The 19,611-nt window shown below is 68.0% G+C and carries 15 protein-coding genes and 1 pseudogene; 8 read left to right on the plus strand and 8 right to left on the minus strand.

Going from position 1 to position 19,611, the window contains the following annotated elements; all coding sequences use genetic code 11:
* Window positions 1-57: 57 nt before the first annotated feature.
* The 5 genes and pseudogenes from VMT40_RS10565 to VMT40_RS10585 all read left to right on the plus strand — a co-directional run bounded on the left by VMT40_RS10565 (window position 58) and on the right by VMT40_RS10585 (window position 4,685).
* Window positions 58-486 (plus strand): lipocalin-like domain-containing protein, encoded by a 429-nt coding sequence (locus tag VMT40_RS10565; RefSeq protein ID WP_326357798.1) that lies wholly within the window; start codon window positions 58-60, stop codon window positions 484-486.
* 76 nt (window positions 487-562) lie between these two features.
* Window positions 563-994: a hypothetical protein gene (locus VMT40_RS10570; RefSeq protein WP_326357799.1), complete on the plus strand. Its 432-nt coding sequence runs from the start codon at window positions 563-565 to the stop codon at window positions 992-994.
* Between the two features lie 141 nt (window positions 995-1,135).
* Entirely contained in the window at window positions 1,136-1,453 is a 318-nt protein-coding gene (locus tag VMT40_RS10575; RefSeq protein ID WP_326357800.1) for a WXG100 family type VII secretion target, read from the plus strand.
* A gap of 9 nt (window positions 1,454-1,462) precedes the next feature.
* Window positions 1,463-1,888 (plus strand): annotated as a pseudogene (locus tag VMT40_RS39350) (WXG100-like domain-containing protein); the annotation flags it as partial.
* A 2,590-nt stretch (window positions 1,889-4,478) separates the two neighbouring features.
* Window positions 4,479-4,685: a hypothetical protein gene (locus VMT40_RS10585; RefSeq protein WP_326357802.1), complete on the plus strand. Its 207-nt coding sequence runs from the start codon at window positions 4,479-4,481 to the stop codon at window positions 4,683-4,685.
* 62 nt (window positions 4,686-4,747) lie between these two features.
* On the opposite strand, the gene VMT40_RS10590 is transcribed toward VMT40_RS10585, so the two are convergent.
* The 7 genes from VMT40_RS10590 to VMT40_RS10620 form a co-directional block, all read right to left on the minus strand.
* Window positions 4,748-6,769 carry a potassium transporter Kup gene (locus VMT40_RS10590; RefSeq protein WP_442789947.1) on the minus strand — a complete coding sequence of 674 codons (2,022 nt, stop codon included), beginning with the start codon at window positions 6,767-6,769 and terminating at the stop codon, window positions 4,748-4,750.
* Window positions 6,770-6,822: 53 nt separating this feature from the next.
* A complete protein-coding gene (locus VMT40_RS10595; protein ID WP_326357803.1) occupies window positions 6,823-7,158 on the minus strand; it encodes a winged helix-turn-helix domain-containing protein in 336 nt (111 codons plus the stop codon).
* A gap of 280 nt (window positions 7,159-7,438) precedes the next feature.
* Window positions 7,439-8,368 carry a potassium-transporting ATPase subunit C gene (locus VMT40_RS10600; protein WP_326357804.1) on the minus strand — a complete coding sequence of 310 codons (930 nt, stop codon included), beginning with the start codon at window positions 8,366-8,368 and terminating at the stop codon, window positions 7,439-7,441.
* The gene (gene kdpB, locus VMT40_RS10605) at window positions 8,368-10,518 is read right to left on the minus strand and encodes a potassium-transporting ATPase subunit KdpB (RefSeq protein WP_326357805.1); all 2,151 of its coding nucleotides are present in this window, start codon (window positions 10,516-10,518) and stop codon (window positions 8,368-8,370) included. The genes VMT40_RS10600 and kdpB overlap by 1 nt, the downstream gene beginning before the upstream one ends.
* The gene (gene kdpA / locus VMT40_RS10610; RefSeq protein ID WP_326357806.1) at window positions 10,515-12,191 is read right to left on the minus strand and encodes a potassium-transporting ATPase subunit KdpA; all 1,677 of its coding nucleotides are present in this window, start codon (window positions 12,189-12,191) and stop codon (window positions 10,515-10,517) included. Before kdpA ends, kdpB begins: the two co-directional genes overlap by 4 nt.
* The gene (gene kdpF, locus VMT40_RS10615) at window positions 12,192-12,278 is read right to left on the minus strand and encodes a K(+)-transporting ATPase subunit F (RefSeq protein ID WP_120737472.1); all 87 of its coding nucleotides are present in this window, start codon (window positions 12,276-12,278) and stop codon (window positions 12,192-12,194) included.
* Window positions 12,279-12,585: 307 nt separating this feature from the next.
* A complete protein-coding gene (locus VMT40_RS10620; protein WP_326357807.1) occupies window positions 12,586-14,280 on the minus strand; it encodes a serine/threonine-protein kinase in 1,695 nt (564 codons plus the stop codon).
* Window positions 14,281-14,496: 216 nt separating this feature from the next.
* On the opposite strand from VMT40_RS10620, the gene VMT40_RS10625 reads away from it, so the two are divergent.
* Genes VMT40_RS10625 through VMT40_RS10635 form a run of 3 tightly spaced genes read left to right on the plus strand, consistent with a single transcriptional unit; the run spans window position 14,497 to window position 17,878 of the window.
* Complete coding sequence (locus tag VMT40_RS10625) at window positions 14,497-14,649, plus strand: hypothetical protein (RefSeq protein ID WP_326357808.1); 153 nt, start codon at window positions 14,497-14,499, stop codon at window positions 14,647-14,649.
* Window positions 14,646-17,177 (plus strand): sensor histidine kinase KdpD, encoded by a 2,532-nt coding sequence (locus VMT40_RS10630; protein WP_326357809.1) that lies wholly within the window; start codon window positions 14,646-14,648, stop codon window positions 17,175-17,177. The genes VMT40_RS10625 and VMT40_RS10630 overlap by 4 nt, the downstream gene beginning before the upstream one ends.
* On the plus strand, window positions 17,174-17,878 hold the full coding sequence (locus VMT40_RS10635; RefSeq protein WP_326357810.1) for a response regulator: 705 nt from the start codon (window positions 17,174-17,176) through the stop codon (window positions 17,876-17,878). Before VMT40_RS10630 ends, VMT40_RS10635 begins: the two co-directional genes overlap by 4 nt.
* A gap of 76 nt (window positions 17,879-17,954) precedes the next feature.
* On the opposite strand, the gene VMT40_RS10640 is transcribed toward VMT40_RS10635, so the two are convergent.
* The gene (locus VMT40_RS10640; RefSeq protein ID WP_326358573.1) at window positions 17,955-19,565 is read right to left on the minus strand and encodes an alkaline phosphatase family protein; all 1,611 of its coding nucleotides are present in this window, start codon (window positions 19,563-19,565) and stop codon (window positions 17,955-17,957) included.
* Window positions 19,566-19,611: the final 46 nt, after the last annotated feature.

The raw sequence follows: 19,611 nt of genomic DNA on the forward strand, positions 1-19,611 counted from the left end.
GGGTCCGATTTCCGCCGGTGGCCGCGAGGGCGGATGGCGCCCCCTAGCATCGAATTCATGACGATCAACGACCTGGTGGGCCGGTGGCGGTTGACGGCATGGACCGCGACCGACGAAACCGGCGCGGTCACAATGCCCTTCGGGGCGCAGCCGCAGGGCGGCGTGATCTACACGGCGGGCGGATGGATGAGCGGCCAACTAGCCGCCGACTCCCGCCCCACCCTCTCCACCCCGATCGCGTTGGCGGGCACCGAAGCCGAACGCGCACAGGCGTATTCGACCTACATCGCCTACAGCGGCGAATACCGCGTCGAGGGCGACACCGTCATCCACACCCTGCGCATGAGCCTGTTCCCGAACTGGGTCGGCACCGAACAGCGCCGCACGGTGGAGCTTTCCGGCGACCGCCTGGTGCTGCGCACCCCGCCGACACCGGTGGGCGACCGAGTACTGGTCAACGCGCTGCACTGGATTCGCGCCGAGTAGGGGCCAGGCCGCACGGGCATCGCCACCGGCGAGGAGTCCTGGCCGCCAGTATTGACGAGACGGTTCAGTTGTCGCCGTGGCGCTGGGCGCGCGGCTGCTGCTGTGGGATCTGCCGCTGCTGGCCGGACTGGCCGGGTCGAAGCACCGTTCGCGGCTGGACTGGTACGAACACGGCATCGTCGTCACCTCGCGAAGACGGGTGCGGGCGTTCCGGTTCGACGGCACGCGCGTGTGGCGGAAGATCTCGCGCGTCACCGAAGGCGGTGTGATGAACCCGGTTTCGCTGACCTACCGAGTCGGCGACGACGACGAAGAGCTCATGATCCCCGTCGGTTCGGCCGGACGGGAGCAGTGGGGGCCGGTGCGGGAGATGACCGTTCGCGACGGGATAGTGTCCGTGCACGCCGTCAAGGGCGGCAAATCGGTTCTGCTCCAGGCATATCCGTCGGAGCTGATAGAGAATCTGGATCTGTTCTGGGCGCTGGCGCAGCGACTGCGCGTCGATTGAGAAACCCTGCCGCCGCCAAGATTTCGTCAAGAGGTCACTCGAATTCCATCAGGGGCACGTTAATTCGTCCGCCGGGTTGTTCTCAGCGGGCTCACCGCGTGCGAGCGTCGATTTTCCGTCGACGACTGAAGGGATGTGCGGGTGGCGCCGAAGGTTGGAGTGACGCCGGAGCAGCTGCGCGGGGCCGCCGGGCAGATGGCGGACCTGCGCGACCGGGTGCACGGCATCCTCGACACGCTGGAGAAGTCGCTGTCCGCCAAGGGAAACGCCTGGGGTGGCGACGGATACGGCAGCACCTTCGCCGACGGCGAGCAGGGCTACCTCGCCGCGCACCGGAACCTCGCCGAAGGCATCGCCAATACCGCCACCACCCTCGGCTCCTACGCCGAGGGCCAGTACCGGGCCGCGGATCTGCTGGCGCACACCGACCATCGCAACGGCACCGGCTTCCGGCGGTAGCGCGCACCGGTGTCGATCAACATTCCCGGCGAGCTGCAATGGCTCGGCTGGATCGCCGGCTCCGACTGGCCCGACGGCGACGAAGACACGATGTGGGGCATCGGCGAGGACTGGCGCGCCGCCGCCACCGCCCTGCGCGACCTGCTCCCCGAACTGGCCGCCGCCAAGCGGGCGGCCATCGACGCCTACCCCTGGGGTGACGGCATCGAGGCCATGACCAAGGCCCTCGACCAGCTCGACCACGGCGACCAATCGCTGCGCCACCTCGCCGACCTCCTCGACACCGTCGCCGAATCCGCCGACGGCCTGGGCACCGAGATCGAATACACCAAGATCCTCATCATCTCCTCGCTCGGCATGCTGGCCATCGAGATCGCCGCGGCCTGGCTGTGGCCTCCCACCGCACCCCTCACCGAAGCGCTCGCGACGACGGCCACCCGGGTGGCGGTGCGCCTGCTCGGCGAGCGCGCGGTGGCCGCCATCGCCCGCTTCGCCGCCAAAACCGGTCTTGCCGCGCTGGCCAAATTCGCGGCCGAGCACATGGTCATGTCGACGGTGCTCGGCGCGGGCCAGGATCTGGCGATCCAGGCCTACCAGGTCGGCGCGGGCCACCGCGACGGCATCGACTGGAACCGCGTCGGCACCACCGCCTACACCGCCGCCGCGGCCGGTGCCGTCGGCGGCCCGGCGGGCTCTCTCCTCGGCAAGGCCGCCACCCACATCCATCTACCGGGCGGCCGCATCGGCGACGCCTTCAAGGGCGCGGTGGTCGGCGCGGGCTCCGGCATAGCGGGCGGCGTCGGCGCCTGGGGCATAGGCGGTTTCGCCAACGGCTGGACCTGGGACCCCCGCATCCTCACCAGCGCAGCGGCTTACGGCGTGACGGTCGGCGGCTCCAAGGGATTCCGCCACGGCCCCAACGCCGGTGGTCCCGGAGCCCGCCCGTTCAACGCGGCCGACCCCGCCCTCGGCGGCGGACGCCCGCACGCGCCGGGCGAAGCCACACCCACGCCCGGCCGCGGCGGCGACGGGAGCACACCCGTGCCGAACGGCGGCGGCCAACATGGAACGCGGCCCCAGGCGAGCGAGTCCCCCCAGGGCACCTCCCAGCGTCCGGAAGGCTCCGGGCAGACCTCGGAACAGCCTCGGCCCCAAGCCACCTCACCCACCCCAGAATCGTCATCCTCGCCGTCCCCACAGTCCGCCCACGGCACGGGCGGGGACGGCAGCACCGAGCACCCACAGAACCAGGTCGGCGGTCCGAGCGGCGCGCCCGAGAGCCGTACGACGACGCCGGAGGGCAGGACCGGTGCGCCGGAGGGGCGCGCGGGCGGAAGCGAAGGCCGCCCGGGAGTTTCGGACGCACGGGGCGCTGGCACGGAGAACCGTGCCGCTCCGGCGGGCGATGGTGCGCGAGCGCCGGAGTCGCCGCAGAAGTCCGGTGAGTCGAACGGCCAGCGGGGCGGGACGAGCGAGAGCCGTACCGCCGGTGGCGAAACACGCGCGGGCGCGGGCGATTCGCAGGCCGCGAAGGGCAGCGGCCAGCCGGTCGCAGGCGCGACCGGACAACTGGCCGCGCCCACTCCGGCACCTGCTGCCGATCCGCTCACCCGGGCGCGGGAGAAGTTGCGGCAGTTGGGTGTCGATCCGGACGGGATGAACCCGCAGCAGCTGCGGCAGGCCGCGGAGGGCGCGTTCGCGAAGAAGGCCGACGAGTTCGCGGACCGGACCGCCGCTCTCGAGGGCGCGGGCCTGCGCCCCGACGAGTTCCGGGTGCAGCGGATGGAACTGCAGATGCAGATCGACGAATTCCTCGGCCTGCGCCGGGATCTGCGCGCCGCCCTCGCCGACGTCGGCGACCCCGTAGTCCCGGAGACCCCCGCTCCACCGGCCACGCCGGATCCCCAGCCACCGCAGGCACCACGTACCGGTGGCAACGAGGAGCCCAGCCCGCGGCCGGACGACGACGAGTGGCCCGACACCACCTCGAAAATCCCCTACACCCCACGGTATTTCACCCTGCCCCCGATCCCCCAGTTCGACGCCGCATCCGCGCCGCCCGACGGGCTCTGGCAGCCGGAGCCCACACCAACACCAGACCCGACCCCAACACCGGATCCCACACCCACACCGAACCCGACCCCGACGCCGGACCCGACGTCTACGCCAGGCCCAGCTCCGACACCGGACCCGGCACCCACACCCAGTCCCGACCCCTCGTCGCGGCCCACTGGTTACGGAGATGTCGATGGGCGGCCCAGCGGCGGGATCGGTGCTGCCAGTGGTGATTCCGCAAACCACCAGGGGTCGGCCGTGCATGCGGTGTCGGCTACTGGGACGACCGACGACGATTCGAGGCGACATTCACCGGGCGGGGCTCGGCATGATTCGGCGATGTTTCCGCGGGCCACGGCGGGAGCCGGGGGCGATGCCAGCGGGCGGCAGGGCACGGTGGTGCTGCGAGCGTTGACCGAGTACGGCGGATTTGCGGTGCTGGATCCGGGAACGGGGTCGTTGCGGGCGGCCGACACCGTGGCGGCGGCTGCCCAATTGGGCGGCGTGCTGGGGTATTTGGACGATGTGATCGTGGTGTTCTATCGCGATCATGCGGGGTTGGTCCTGCGGATCGACGAGGCCGTGCTGTGTCCGGAGGATCCGACCGTACGGATGGAGTGGGAGCCCGTGGATCAGGAACGGGCCCGGTTCGCCGTTTTCGTCGGACCGCACATGTGGTGCGACCTGACATACCGGAATCCAGTGCCGGACAGCGACATCGGGCGCTTCGTGCACGACGTGCTGGCCGATCCCGTGCCGGATTCGTCACCATCACCGCGGGAGGACGCCCACCGCGACCCGCGCAGCTTCCTCGGTGAATCCGGTTGGTGACCGTGCCCACATTCACCGCAAAGGAACCGAAAATCCGGATCGCACCGCGGTAATGGAACCGTAAAGACCGAACCGGCCACCACCGCCCCGGTGTTGAATCGAGATCCCGATCCACCATCCCGCAGAAGAGGCAACAATCATGGGCATCATCGACACGGATGTCTGCCTGTCGTCTTTCCAGGTGCATTGGTCTACGTCCGACGCCGCATTCATCGCCCGATCGGACCTCTACCCGGGATTGGTCGCCCGCAACGAATGGTCCTCCCTCGCCGCCATCGACAACCTGATCGATCTGATCGAAGGCCAACGGCGCGAAGGTCGTTCCGCCGACCGCCCGGCTGCGTAGGCCGGGCGACAGCGCGGGGCAGCCGAATCACCGGCCATCAGCATCCGAGTAGGCGATACTCGCTAGACCTCGATTTGGGAGCCCATGATCACCGTGTGTTCGCGAGGTAGCGCGAAGTATTCGGCGGCGTCGGCGGTGATGTGGGAGGTGGCTATGAAGAGGCGTTTGCGCCAGGTGGCCATGGTGGGGGCTTCGCCGCGGAGCAGTTCGATCTTCGACAGGAAGTAGGACGGGCGGTCCAGGTCGAGGACGCCCTCGGTGTCCGCTGGATCCAGCAGTCGAAGCGCCGCAGGGACATTGGGCGTCTCGATGTAGCCGTAGCGCGCGGTGACGTGGATGATGCCGTCGTCGGCGTAGCCGAGGTGGTCGACCGAGATGCGTTCGGCCTCGGGGACTCGCGGCACCATTTCCGTGTGGATGGTCAGGATCACGACCTGGCGGTGGCGCACATGGTTGTGTTCCACGTTCGCGCGCATGGCCAGCGGCGCGGTCTCCTTTCCGCGATTGAGGAAGATCGCGGTACCCGGAACGGTGATCACCTTCGACGGGTCGGCGCGCAGTCCGTCGACGAATTCCCGCAGTGAGCCCTCGCTGTGTTCCCGTTCGGCGGTGACGATTTCGCGGCCGCGCTGCCAGGTGGTCATGATCGTGAACGCGATGACCGCGATGAGCAGCGGCAGCCACGCGCCGTGCACGAGCTTGGTCAGATTGGCGGCGAAGAAGAGCAGGTCCACGGTGAGCAGCGGGATCGCGCCGCACAGCACCAGCCACATCGGTGTCTGCCAGCGCGCCCGCGCGACATAGAAGAACAGCAGCGTGGTGATGCTGATGGTGCCGGTCACCGCCATGCCGAAGGCGTAGGCCAGCGCCTCGGAGCTGCGGAAGGCGAAGACCAGGGTCAGCACCGAGACCATGAGCAGCCAGTTGATCCACGGCACGTAGATCTGCCCGACCGTGGTCTCGGAGGTGTGCGCCACCCGCAGCCGCGGCAGATACCCGAGTTGCGCCGCCTGCGCCGCGACCGAGAACGCGCCGGTGATCACCGCCTGGGACGCGATAACCGTTGCCGCCGTGGCCAAGAGCACGATGGCCAGCCGTCCCCACCCGGGCGCGAGCAGGAAGAACGGCGCGCTGATATTGGCCGGATCGTCGAGGATCAACGCGCCCTGACCCATGTAGCTGAGCACGCAGGCGGGAAAGACGAGCATCAGCCAGGCGCGGGTAATGGCGCTGCGCCCGAAGTGCCCCATATCGGCGTAGAGGGCTTCCGCGCCGGTCACCGCCAGCACGATGGCGGCGAGCGCGAAGAAGGCGATCCCGAAGTGCCCGAACAGGAATCCGAGCGCGTAGGTCGGCGAGAGCGCCTTCAGGATGTCCGGGTTCTTGGTGATGCCCCCGATTCCGCAGGCTCCGATCACCAGGAACCAGGCGATCATGATCGGCCCGAAGACCCGTCCGACCGCGGCCGTTCCGCGCCGCTGCACCAGGAACAGCACCAGGATGATGACCGCGGTGATCGGCACGACGAAATCACCCATCGAGGACGAGACGGTCTTGGCCCCCTCCACCGCCGAGAGCACCGAGATGGCCGGGGTGATCATGCTGTCGCCCAGAAACAGTGAGGCGCCGAAGATTCCGAGCGCCGCCAGCATCATGGCGGTCCGCCGCCCGCCCGGCAGGGTCCAGCGGCGCAGCAGCGTGATCAGCGCCATGATGCCGCCCTCGCCCTCATTGTCGGCGCGCATGGCGAGCAGCACGTAGGTGACGGTCACGATGATCATGACCGACCAGAACACCAGCGAGACGACGCCGAAGATATTGTCCCGGCTGACCGGAACCGGGTGCGGGTCAGCGGGATTGAAGACGGTCTGCAGGGTGTAGATCGGGCTGGTGCCGATATCCCCGAACACCACCCCGAGCGCCCCGACCGTCAGCGCGACCCGCGATCCCGCATGCCCGGAAGGCGCTTGCGCGAGCACCTCGCCCGCCGACCCGCTTGCCGACACCGCCACAGCATCCTCCTCCGCGCGGGTTCGACCGGTTGCCCACGCATCGCCCGGACGATACCGGGCAATCGTGCGCATTCGGTCGGGGCGTGCCGGGCCACGGTGGAGGATCGATCGGCGGGCTCGACGGCTCAGCGGTCGAGGTTCGAATCCGTGTGCTCGTAGAGCGCTTCCCACACCGCGAAGCTGGCGAGCAATTCGACGGTGCGCCAACCACTCGCGGTCAGACGGATCGGGGTGCTGATGTCGAGAAGGTCGTCCCAGCTGCCGACGCCGTCGGCGGTCACCAGGCCGTAGGCGGCGACCACGCGCAGCACGCGGGAGACCCCGGGGCGGCGCAGCCCCAGGGCCGAACGGAGTTCGCGAACCGTGCGCGGCCCCTGGGCCAACTGATCGAGCAGTTCCACCACACCCCGGTGACTCACCAACATGCGCAATGCGGACAGCTCATCCACACGGTCGTTCATGCCCTCGACGCTAGGGCGCAGTCGGTACTGGACGGCCGATCTTGACGGCACCTGTTCGCAACGCCCCGGCTTCTTTACCGATTCCTAACGCCCTGACCTCCACCGGAAGAGCTGGGGGACAACGGGCCCGGGAAGCGTAGGACGACAACGGCACGGTGACGACCAGCCCCCTGCGCTGACCGCCACCGAAGTTATTCATGAATTGCCAAGGGCCCCGGTCACTCTCGTGAGCACTGTGGAGAACTCGAGAGCGGACCGGGGCCCGAGCGGCGAGCGTAGATCAGCCCTTGAACGGGTACTTGCTGTCCAGGTCGTAGTTCAGCTCGACGACATTGACGGTCGGCTCGCCCAGGAAGCCGAGCGCTCGGCCGCTCTTGTGGGCATCCACCAGAGCCTTGATCTGGTCGACGGACACGTTGCGCGCCTTGGCGACCCGTGCCACCTGGATGGCCGCGTACTCCGGGGAGATCTGCGGGTCCAGGCCCGAGGCCGACGCGGTCACGGCATCGGACGGCACCGGGGTGTCGGCCGAGGCGTCGCCGCGAATCGGCACGATCTGGCCCGCGGAGTAGTCCTCGCCGCGCTTGGCGCACTCCACCGTCACACCCTCGTACGCCTGCTGGAACGGCACGGTCGGGTGGGTCGAATCGGCCGAGCAGGCCTCGTTCACGCTGACCACCTTGGTCGGGTGGGTGACCAGGCCGTGCGAGTCACGGTCGCCCATGACCGACAGCACCGCGCCGACACCACCGGGGGTGCAGAACGGACGACTGCCGTCCACGCCCTCGAGCTGGCCGACCGCCGCGCTGCGCGAGCACACCGTGCTCAGCAGGCTCAGCTTGTCCTTCTTCGGGTCACTGGCATCCAGGGTGTCCACAATGGATTCCGGACCCATATTGCCGAAGGCGGTATTGGTCGGGTCGTACCCGTCCGGGATGCTGCCGTCGCTCGGGGCGGAGTTGGACGGACGCGTCTGGAAGTACTGCACCAGTGCGTTGCCCTTGCCGTCGGTGAAGGCCTGACCGATCAGGCTGGACCCGACGAGCTTGCCGTCCTTGTGGATCAGCGAGCCATCCGCCTTGTCCTTCAACCCCGGCAGCTGCGAGACGCCGAGAACCACTGCGGGATAGATGATTCCGGTGATCACCGTGAGCACCAGCAGCGCTCGCAGCGCCGCGATGTGCTGGCGAATCCAGGCCGACATACGCATTAGGACATCCCCGGGAAGAATTGAATGACAAGGTCGATGAGCTTGATCCCGACGAACGGCGCGACAATGCCGCCGAGGCCGTAGATGTAGAGATTGCGGCTCAACAGTTTCGACGCGCTGGACGGCCGGTAGTTCACGCCGCGCAGCGAGAGCGGGATCAACGCCACGATGACCAGTGCGTTGAAGATGACCGCCGACAGGATCGCCGACTGCGGCGAGTGCAGCCGCATGATGTTCAGCAGATCCAGGCCCGGGAAGATCGACACGAACAACGCGGGAATGATCGCGAAGTACTTGGCGATGTCATTGGCGATCGAGAACGTGGTCAAAGCGCCACGCGTGATCAGCAACTGCTTGCCGATCTCGACGATCTCGATCAGCTTGGTCGGGTCGGAATCCAGGTCGACCATATTGCCCGCCTCCTTGGCGGCGGACGTCCCGGTGTTCATGGCGACACCCACGTCGGCCTGCGCGAGCGCGGGCGCGTCATTGGTGCCGTCACCGGTCATGGCGACCATGCGGCCACCGGCCTGCTCCTTCTTGATCAGCTCCAGCTTGTCCTCGGGAGTCGCCTCCGCGAGGAAGTCGTCCACGCCCGCCTCGTCGGCAATGGCCTTGGCGGTCAACGGATTGTCGCCGGTGATCATGACGGTGCGGATGCCCATGCGGCGCATCTCGTCGAAGCGCTCCCGCATGCCCTGCTTGACGACGTCCTTGAGATGAATGACGCCCAGCAGCGTGGCGGTGCCCTTCTTGATCTCCGCGACCACCAGCGGGGTGCCGCCGGAGGCGGAGATGCCGTCGACGGTCTCGCCGACCTGAGGCGGAACGTCGCCGCCATTGGAGCGAACCCATTCGGTGACGGCACTGGCCGCACCCTTGCGCAGCTGATGGCCATCGGCCAGGTCCACGCCCGACATGCGGGTCTGGGCGGTGAATTCCACCCAGGTCGCGCCGGTCAACTCGCCGGGGGTGCGCTCGCGCTTGTTGTACGCGGTCTTGGCGTAGACCACGATCGAGCGGCCCTCGGGGGTCTCGTCCGCGAGGCTGGAAAGCTGTGCGGCGTCGGCCAATTCGTCGGAGGTGACGCCCGGCATCGGCACGAAGTCCGCGGCCTGGCGGTTGCCCAGGGTGATGGTGCCGGTCTTGTCCAGCAGCAGCGTGTTCACATCGCCTGCGGCCTCGACGGCACGACCGGACATGGCCAGCACATTGCGCTGCACCAGCCGATCCATGCCCGCGATGCCGATGGCCGACAGCAGCGCGCCGATGGTGGTCGGGATCAGACACACCAGCAGCGAGACCAGCACGATGCCGGTGACACCATTGCCGTCGAGCGCCAGATTGTCCAGCACGCCAGGGTTGTTGGCCTTGGAGAAGATGGCCAGCGGCTGCAGCGTCGCCACCGCGAACACGAAGATGATGGTGAGCGAGGCCAGCAGGATGTTCAGCGCGATCTCGTTCGGCGTCTTCTGCCGCGAGGCGCCCTCCACGAGCGCGATCATCTTGTCGATGAACGAGCCGCCCGGCTCCTGAGTGATCTTGACGACAATGCGGTCCGAGAGCACCGTGGTGCCGCCGGTCACGGCCGAGCGGTCACCGCCGGACTCGCGGATGACCGGCGCGGACTCACCGGTAATGGCCGATTCGTCCACCGACGCAATGCCTTCCACGACATCACCGTCGCCCGGGATGACCTGTCCGGCCTCGACGACCACGAAGTCGCCGCGCTGCAGCTCCGGGGCCGCCACCTTCTCCTCGACCACCCGCGCGCCCGGGGACCAGTCCACGAGTCGGCGAGCGATGGTGTCGGTCTTGGCCTTTCGCAGCGTGTCGGCCTGCGCCTTGCCGCGGCCCTCGGCGACGGCCTCGGCCAGGTTGGCGAAAATGACCGTCAGCCACAGCCATACGACGATCGCCCAGGCGAAGAAGCTCGGCTTGGCAATGGCCAGGATGGTGGTCCAGACCGCGCCGATCTCGACGATCAGCATCACCGGATTGCGCCATAGCGTGCGCGGATCCAGCTTCTTCAACGCGTCGGGCATCGACTTCAGCAGCTGTTTGGGATCGAACAGCCCGCTCGAGACGCCCTTGCGCGCCTTGGGTTTCGCGTCGTGGGCCGACGCGGCATCGAGGGTGGGAGTGGTCATGAGTGGATTCCTTCAGCGAGCGGGCCGAGCGCCAGCATGGGCAGGAAGGTGAGCGCCACCAGAATGAGCGTCACGCCCGCGACCATGCCGACGAACTGCGGCCGATGCGTCGGCAACGTGCCCTCGGAGGCGGGGGTGTGTCCCTGCGCCGCCAGCGAACCGGCCAGTGCCAGCACGAAGATCATGGGGAGGAAGCGGCCGAACACCATGGCCAGGCCGAGCGCGGTGTTCCACCAGACGGTATTGCCGCTCAGACCGGCGAAGGCCGAACCGTTGTTGTTGGCCGCGGAGGTGAAGGCGTACAGCACTTCCGAGAGCCCGTGCGGTCCCGTATTGGCCATGCCCGCACGCTCGCCCGGCAGCGCCATGGCGATGGCGGTGCCGACCAGCACGATCAGCGGCGAGATGAGGAAATACGTGGCCGCGAGCTTGATTTCCTTCGGGGTGATCTTCTTGCCCAGGTACTCCGGGGTGCGCCCGACCATCAGGCCCGCGATGAACACGGTGATGACCGCGAGGATCAGCATGCCGTACAGACCCGACCCGGTACCGCCGGGAGCGACCTCACCGAGCTGCATGTTGAACATGGTCATCATGCCGCCGAGGCTGGTGTAGGAGTCGTGCGCCGAGTCCACCGCACCGGTGGAGGTGAGCGTGGTCGCGGTGGCGAAGGTCGCCGAATTCGATACGCCGAAGCGGGATTCCACGCCCTCCATGGACGCGCCGATGGCGGTCGGGACGGTGCCGTGGTGCTGCAGCTGGACCAGGTTCATCACCGAGACGCTGATGATGGCCAGCACGCTCATCACCGCGGCGATGGCGTAGCCCTGCTTCTTCGAACCCACCATGCGTCCGAAGGTGCGCGGCAGCGAGAAGCTGATCACCAGCAGCAGGAAGATCTCGATCCAGTTGGTCCACGCCGTCGGGTTCTCGAACGGGTGCGCGGAGTTCACGTTGTAGAAGCCGCCGCCATTGGTGCCCAGCAGCTTGATGACCTCCTGGCTGGCAACGGGTCCGCCCGGCAGGGTTTGCGAACCGGTATTGCCGACCGTCTGCGCGACCTGGTCGTAGACGTGCAGGTTCTGAATCACGCCACCCGCGACCAGCACGATCGCGAAAATGAAGGCGAACGGCAGCAGAATCCGGATGGTTCCCCTCACCAGATCCACCCAGAAGTTGCCGAGTTCGGAGGTGTGGCGGCGGGCGAAGCCGCGCACCAGCGCGACCGCCACGGCCATACCCACGGCCGCCGAGACGAAGTTCTGCACGCCCAGGCCCACGGCCTGCACGACGTGACCCATCGTCGACTCACCGGCGTAGTTCTGCCAGTTCGTATTGGTGACGAAGCTGATGGCGGTGTTCCAGGCCAGATCCGCGGTCATCTTGGTGCCCGGATCATTCAGGTGCAACGGCAGTTTGCCCTGAATCAGCTGCAGAAAGAACAGGAACAGCACGCTGATGGCGGAGAACGCCAGCACACTGCGCGCGTAGACGGCCCAGGTCATCTCCACGCCCGGCTGCACGCCGATCAGCTTGTAGATGGCCTTCTCGGCCCGAGAATTCTTCTCGCTGCTGTAGACCCGATACATGTAGTCGCCCAGGGGCACATGGACCGCGGCCAGCGCGATGATCAGGGATACCACGAAAAGGATCCCCGCGACGGTGGTGCTCACTCAGAACCTCTCCGGATACAGCAGCGCCGCCACCAGGTAGATGGCGATGCCGACGGCAAGGACCAGACCGATAATGTTCTGCGTCACAGCCGTTCCACCCCGCGTTGGATCAAGCCGAACAGGGCGAAGATCGCCACCGTCAGCACCGTGAACACCACGACGGACATCTCTCGAAACCTCTCTCTACAAGGCACGCCCAAGACGCGCCGCAGTGAGTCAAGCGCCCGAAAAGCCGAATTCGGAGGTCCTTTACGCCTTCTTAGCGTCCCAGACCTCCGCGTTGACGCTCCGCTTACAGGGTCGCGTGGCGTGGCGCACATACGCCGTCGAAATGTCGCGTGTCTGCGTCAAGAAACCGTCAGGACCTGGTATTTCCAGCCGTCGGCCCGACGGTCTAGTGGCCCATCACCCGCAGGATGGTGCCGTCGAGGCTGGCGGAGACATAGCCGCCGTCGCCGTAGTCGGTGGAGAGGTAGACGCGCAGGACCTGCTGGCCGTCGCTGAAGGTCCCGGCGGTGTCGACGATGATGTAGCGGCTCGTCGGGTTGGGGACCTTCAGTTGCTCGGCGGCGGTAGCCAGGAGGCCGGGCAGGATGTCCCAGTTGATGGCGCTGAGATCGATGGTGGGGTCGGTGAGTTGGCCGCCGACACCGTCACGCGTGGCCGCGCCGTTGCGGTAGGTGAATTTGTCGTAGTGCTTGGGCTGGTTCGCGACGGGCGCGCCGGTAATGACGTATTCGGGGTAGATGGTGGTCTCAGTGAATTGCTTTCCGCCCGCGACCTTTTCGAGGGCGGCGACGGCAGTGCGCACACCGTCGGGGGTCAGCAGGTCGACCTTGGCGGCGCTCTTGGCGGCCGTGGGGGCGATGACCGTCGGCGGGATCACGCCACTGGGCAACGCGACGCCGGAGGGCTGAGCCCGAGGCGGCTGGCCGGTCCCACCCTGACCGCCAAAGGAAGAGGGCCACAGCGCAATGGCGGCCACCGCGGCGGCAGCCAGAACCACCGCCCCACCGGCGAAAATCCACGGGCGCGAATTGCGTTGCGGCGCGTCGGTCACCGGGTCCGGCGGAATCGGCGGATACATCAGCGGCGCATTCAATCCGTGCGGCCGTTGCCCTGCCGCGAACCCTGGCTGCGACGTCGGCGAGGCCGGTTGAGGCTGCGGGGCCGTCGCGAATGGCTGAGACTGCGAAGCTGCGGGGAAGGACGGCGGCGTGGTCACTGTTCGATTCGGGCCCGAAAGCTGCTGGAACGCAGGCGGTTCCGTCGGGTTGTCGCCGGTGACCTGGGCGAGCATGCGGTCGATTTGGTCGGCGGGTGGGCGGTGGCCGGGGTTGGGGACGAGCAGGGCCTGCAGGACCGGGGTCAGTGGGCCCGCCTGGCGCGGAGGTGGGACCGAGCCCATCAGGACGGCGGCCAAGGTGGCCACGTCGGTGTCGCGGCGCATGGGCTGGTACCCCTCGACCGCGGCGAACAACACCAAGCCCAGGGACCAGAGGTCGGAGGCGGGGTTGCCCTCGTGGCCCTGGAGGCGTTCGGGGGCCACATACGGCAGCGAACCGACCACGCTCCCGGTGGAGGTCAGGCCGGTCAGGTCGTTCACGGCGGCAATACCGAAATCGGTCAGCACCGGCGAACCATCGGTGCGCAGCAACACATTCGGCGGCTTCACATCGCGGTGCAGGACGCCGACCGCGTGCGCGGCGCGCAACCCGGCGAGAATGCCACGGCCGACCCGAGCCGCCTGCACCGCGGGCATCGGCCCCTCGGCCAGTTTGTCGGCGAGTGAACCGCCCGCCACCAGCTCCATGACGATCCATGGATGTTTCTCGGCCGGGGTGTCCACGATGTGGTGGATGGCGACCACATTCGGGTGGGTGATGCGGGCCAGGGCGCGGGCCTCGCGTAGCACGCGCTCGCGCTGCTGTTCGGCCGAGCCGGTATCGCCCTCGGCCCGCACCTCCTTCAGCGCCACCTCCCGGTGCAGGGCGATGTCGTACGCCCGCCACACCGTGCCCATGCCGCCGCTCCCGAGGGGCTCGATCAACTCGAAACGCCCGTCGACCATTGCCCGCCCGGAACTCACGTGCGACAGCTTAGGGTCGGCTCCCCCGCCGCGCGAGATCTCGTACCGGTCGGTCCTGTTCGGTCCGCTCGGATCCTGTCAACAACCCGACACGCGAGCGTAAAGAAACCGTCAGGGCCGAGGATCCGACCAGCACAGAAGGTATGAAGTGGAGAGTCCGGCCGCGCCCACGAAGCGCGGCCGGGCACACACCCCAGGCATATGTAAGGAGAAGCCGTGCCGCACGTCGCCGTCACCCTGATGGTGATCTTCGGATTCCTCGCTTGCGCGCTGGTGCTGCGCGCACTGGCCGCCGCCGAAGGCCGACGCGAACCCCTCCGCACGGCGCAGCAGGGCATCCGCGCACCGCGCGCGATGATGGACGAGTGAAACGCGGCCAACTACGCATCTATCTCGGCGCTGCCCCCGGCGTGGGCAAGACCTACGCGATGCTCTCCGAAGCGCATCGGCGGCTAGAGCGTGGGCGCGATGTGGTGGCCGCCGTGGTGGAGACCCACGGGCGATCCAAGACGGCGGGTCTGCTCGGCGGGATCGAGCGCATACCGCCGAAGCTGATCGAATACCGCGGCACGACCATGCCGGAATTGGATGTCGAGGCCGTGCTGCGGCGACGCCCGGCGGTGGTGCTGGTCGACGAGCTGGCGCACACCAATGTCCCGGGCAGCAAACACGAGAAGCGTTGGCAGGATGTGCAAGAGCTGTTGGACGCGGGCATCGATGTGGTGTCCACGGTCAATGTGCAGCACCTCGAGAGCCTCAACGACGTGGTCGAGCAGATCACCGGCGTGGTGCAGCGAGAAACCGTGCCGGACTGGGTGGTTCGCTCCGCCGACCAGGTGGAGCTCGTCGACATCACCCCGGAAGCCCTGCGCCGCAGGATGTCCCACGGCAATGTCTACGCCGCCGACAAGGTCGACGCGGCCCTGCGCAACTATTTCCGCCCCGGCAATCTGACCGCCCTGCGCGAACTGGCCCTGCTGTGGCTGGCCGATCAGGTCGATGCCGCCCTCGCCAAATACCGTGCCGACCACAAGATCACCACCACCTGGGAGGCCCGCGAACGCGTGGTGGTGGCCGTGACCGGCGGCCCGGAATCCGAGACCATCGTGCGCCGCGCCAGCCGCATCGCGGCCAAGTCCAGCGCCGAGCTGATCGTGGTGCACATCGTGCGCGGTGACGGACTGGCGGGAGTGTCGACGCAGCGGCTGGCCCGCCTGCGTGACCTGGCCACCAGTCTCGACGCCAGCCTGCACACCGTCACCGGCGAGGACGTGCCCACGGCCCTGCTGGATTTCGCGCGCCAGGTGAACGCGACCCAGCTGGTGCTGGGCACCTCCCGGCGCTCGCGCTGGGCGCGCATGCTCGACGAGGGCATCGGCGCGACCGTGGTACAGAAGTCCGGCAAGATCGACGTGCACATGGTGACCCACGAGGAATCCAACAAGGGCAGCGGATTCCGCTGGTCCGCGCTGAGCCGGAACGAGCGCAAGGTCACCTCCTGGTCCGCCGCGGTCCTCGTGCCCTCGCTGATCTGCGCCGTCACCTACTTCTGGCTGGACCGCCTGCTGGACCTCAGCGGCGAGAGCGCCCTGTTCTTCATCGGCGTCATCGCGGTGTCGCTGCTGGGTGGCGTTGCCCCGGCGGCGCTCTCGGCCATCCTGTCCGGCGTCCTGCTGAACTGGTTCTTCACCGAACCCCGCTACAGCCTCACCATCGCCCAGCTCGACAACTTCCTCACCATCGTGGTGCTGCTGTTCGTGGCGGTCGCGGTGGCGGCGCTGGTGGACACCGCGGCCAAGCGAACCCGGGAGGCGCGCAAGGCCTCTCGGCAGGCCGAGCTGCTGGCCCTGTTCGCGGGCTCGGTGCTGCACGGCGCGGATCTGCAGGACCTGCTCGAACGCGCCCGCGAGACCTACGGCCAGGAGGCGGTCAGCCTGATCACCGACGACGGGGTGGTGGCGTCGGCGGGCGAGAACCCGCCCACCCAGGTCGACGACTCCCTCACCGCATTGGAGGCAGGCGATGACATCCACTGGCTGCTGCTGCGCGGACGTCCCGTGAACTCCGGGGATCGCCTGGTCCTGGGCGCGGTCGCGAATCAGGCAGCCGGACTGGTGCATCAGACGCAACTGCAGGAGGAGGCCACCGCCGCCCAGGCGGTCATGGAGGCCGACAAACTGCGCCGCGCCCTGCTCTCGGCGGTCAGCCATGATCTGCGCACGCCGCTGGCCGCGGCCAAGGCGGCGGTCTCCAGCCTGCGCAGCGAGGACGTGGAGTTCTCCCCCGAGGACACCGCCGAATTGCTGGAAACCATCGAGGAATCGGTGGATCAGCTGACCGCGCTGGTCGGCAACCTGCTCGATTCCTCGCGCCTGGCGGTCGGGGTGATCAAGCCGCAGGTGCGCAAGGTCTACCTGGACGAGGTGGTGCACCACGCGCTCATGGGCATGGGCACGCGCGGCATGCGCCGCACCACCATGGACCGGGTGAAGGTCGATGTGGACGCGGTGTCGGTGCGCGCCGATCCGGGCCTGCTGGAACGCGTGCTGGCCAACCTCATCGACAATGCCGCCCGCTACTCGCCCCGGGACTCGGTGGTGCGCGTGGCCGCCGAACAGGTCGGCAAGCGGGTGGCGATTACCGTGGTGGATACCGGACCGGGCGTACCGACCGGCCTCGAGGATCAATTGTTCGAGCCGTTCCAACGGCTCGGCGACCGCGACAACTCCACCGGCGTGGGTCTGGGACTCTCGGTGGTGCGCGGTTTCGTGGACGCCCTGGGCGGCACCGTGCACGCGGAGCCCACCCCCGGCGGCGGCTTGACCATGGTGATCGATCTGCCCGCGGGTGACGAACCCGCCGACACGGACACGAATTCGGACAAGGAGATCGGGTGACGAACGCGGCGGTAGCGCCGACCAAAGTACTCGTGGTCGATGACGAACCACAGATCCTGCGCGCCCTGCGCATCAATCTGTCGGTGCGCGGCTACGAGGTGACCACCGCCTCCACCGGGGCCGCCGCCTTGCGCGCCGCGGCCGAGAAACACCCCGACGTCGTGGTCCTCGACCTCGGCCTGCCCGATATGGACGGCATCGAAGTCCTTGCGGGCCTGCGGGGTTGGTCCACCGCGCCGGTCATCGTGCTGTCCGCGCGCACCGACTCCTCCGACAAGGTGGAGGCCCTCGACGCGGGCGCGGACGACTACGTCACCAAGCCCTTCGGCATGGACGAACTGCTCGCCCGCCTGCGCGCCGCCGTCCGCCGCTCGGCCAACACCGCCGCCGACACCGCCGAGCCGATCATCGAAACCGCCTCCTTCACGGTCGATCTCGCCGCGAAGAAGGTGACCCGCCACGGCCACGACGTCCATCTCACCCCCACCGAATGGGGCGTGCTGGAAATGCTGGTCCGCAACCGCGGCAAACTCGTCGGCCGCCGCGAACTCCTGCGCGAGGTCTGGGGCCCCTCCTACGCCACCGAAACCCATTACCTGCGCGTCTATCTCGCCCAACTACGCCGCAAACTGGAGGACGACCCCTCCCAGCCCAAACACCTCCTCACCGAAGCGGGCATGGGCTACCGCTTCCAAGCGTAGAAAGATCAGGGAGCTCTCACTGCGGGGAATCGGACAGGATTCCGCGCGGAGAGCTCCCTGATCTTGGGAAGACCCTTTAGCTCGGCAGGGTTGCCGTGTGTTCGAGGTTCACGGCGTCGAGTTTGTGGGGGTCCAGGCCGAGGCGGTCGAGGATGGTGGGGGCGACCTGGGTGGTCGAGACCTGGTCCGCGACAGCGTGCTTGGTGATGCCGGAGCCGACGATCAGCAGTGGGACATTACGGTCCTCGGGGCTGGAGCCGCCGTGCTCGGCGATCTTGGATTTACCGGCGGTGTAGACGGTGCCGTTGGTGCCCGCGAACAGGTCGGGCACGCGCGGGTCGTCGGTGGCCGCGCCGAAGTACTGCACGGCGTCCGCGCCCGCGTAGACCTGGTTCTGGTCCACGCCGGAGGCGGTGAACGGCTTGGGGTTGCCGTTGATGTCGGTGCCGGTTCCGTTGAACTCCAGCACCTTTCGCTTGGCGAAGGCGGTGGCCTCCGGGGAGCGGTCGGTGAGCCACCACAGCAGGGCGGCGTCGTCGAGGGAGTGCGCGATCAGCTTCGGGTTGTCGGGATGGGTTGCGGCCCAGTCCTTGTTGACCGCGTCGATGAGCGGCTTGTCGTCGACGCGGGTCAGCGCGTCCGGCTTGATCGGCGACTGGCCGTGCTTGGCAGTCAGCACGATCGTGGTCTTGCCGGTCAGGCCCGCCTTGTCCAGCGCGCCGACGAACCGGCCCAACTGCTGATCCACGAAATCCAGCGAAGCGCTCAGCGCCGCACCGGGTTTGCCGTCGGCGGTGTAGCCCTTGGAGGCGGGCAGCTTCTGGGTGACCGATAGGGCCTGGAAGTTCATGCCGAACAGCGCGGGCACCGCGGCCTGCTTGGTTCCGGAGTGGTCCTTGCCGCCGATCTCGTTGACGATGGCGTCGGCCTTGTAGGTGTCGTACTGCTTGACGGCGTCGAGGTCCTTGGTCCAGGCCGCGCCGTTGGGCGACTTGCTGTCGATCTCGGGGGTGAACAGGTCGTCGACCGAGCGGCCGCCCTTGCCGTTCACGATCTGGTAGGCCGGATGCTTGTCCGACCACGCGGTGCGCTGACCGGCGGCGTGCACGACCGAGAAGACGGTGTTCACCTTCAGGTAGTCCGACGGCGAAATCGGCTTGCAGGTGGCCGGATCCACCGGCAGCTTCGACTCGTCCAGCACGGCCGACGGATCGTCGGTCATCGCCAGAATGCCGCCCGGCAGGCCGGACAGACCCTGGCCACCGTCCAGGTCGTCGGTCTTCTTGTCGATCTCCTCGGTGAGCGGGACCTGCGCGCCCTTTTTGGCGGTGGCGCAGTCCTTGGTCGCCTCGGGGAGCAGATCGCGGGCCCAGGTGTCGTCGTAGTAGACGCCGGTGGTCTTGGGGCTGCCGCCGGTGAGCAGCGCCATCAGGCCGGGGAAGGAGTCGGCCGGGGCCGGGGACTGCGCATTGGTGTACTGCGCGCCGCGCGCGGCCAGCTTGGCCAGCGCCGAATCCGGATGCGCGGCCACGTAATCGGCCAGATCCGATTCGTGCATGCCGTCGATCGACAACAGCAGCACATGCTCATCGTGCTTGACGGCATCGCCGCTCCCACACCCGGCGACCGCCAACCCCATCGCCGCACACGCACCGGCCGCTGCCAGCCGGTAACCCACCTTGCGCACCTGACTCAACTCCGTTTCCTCACATCCGACACCCTGAACGCGAGTG

Origin of the sequence: Nocardia sp. CDC160 (genome assembly GCF_035818795.1) — a bacterium.
GTDB lineage: Bacteria > Actinomycetota > Actinomycetes > Mycobacteriales > Mycobacteriaceae > Nocardia.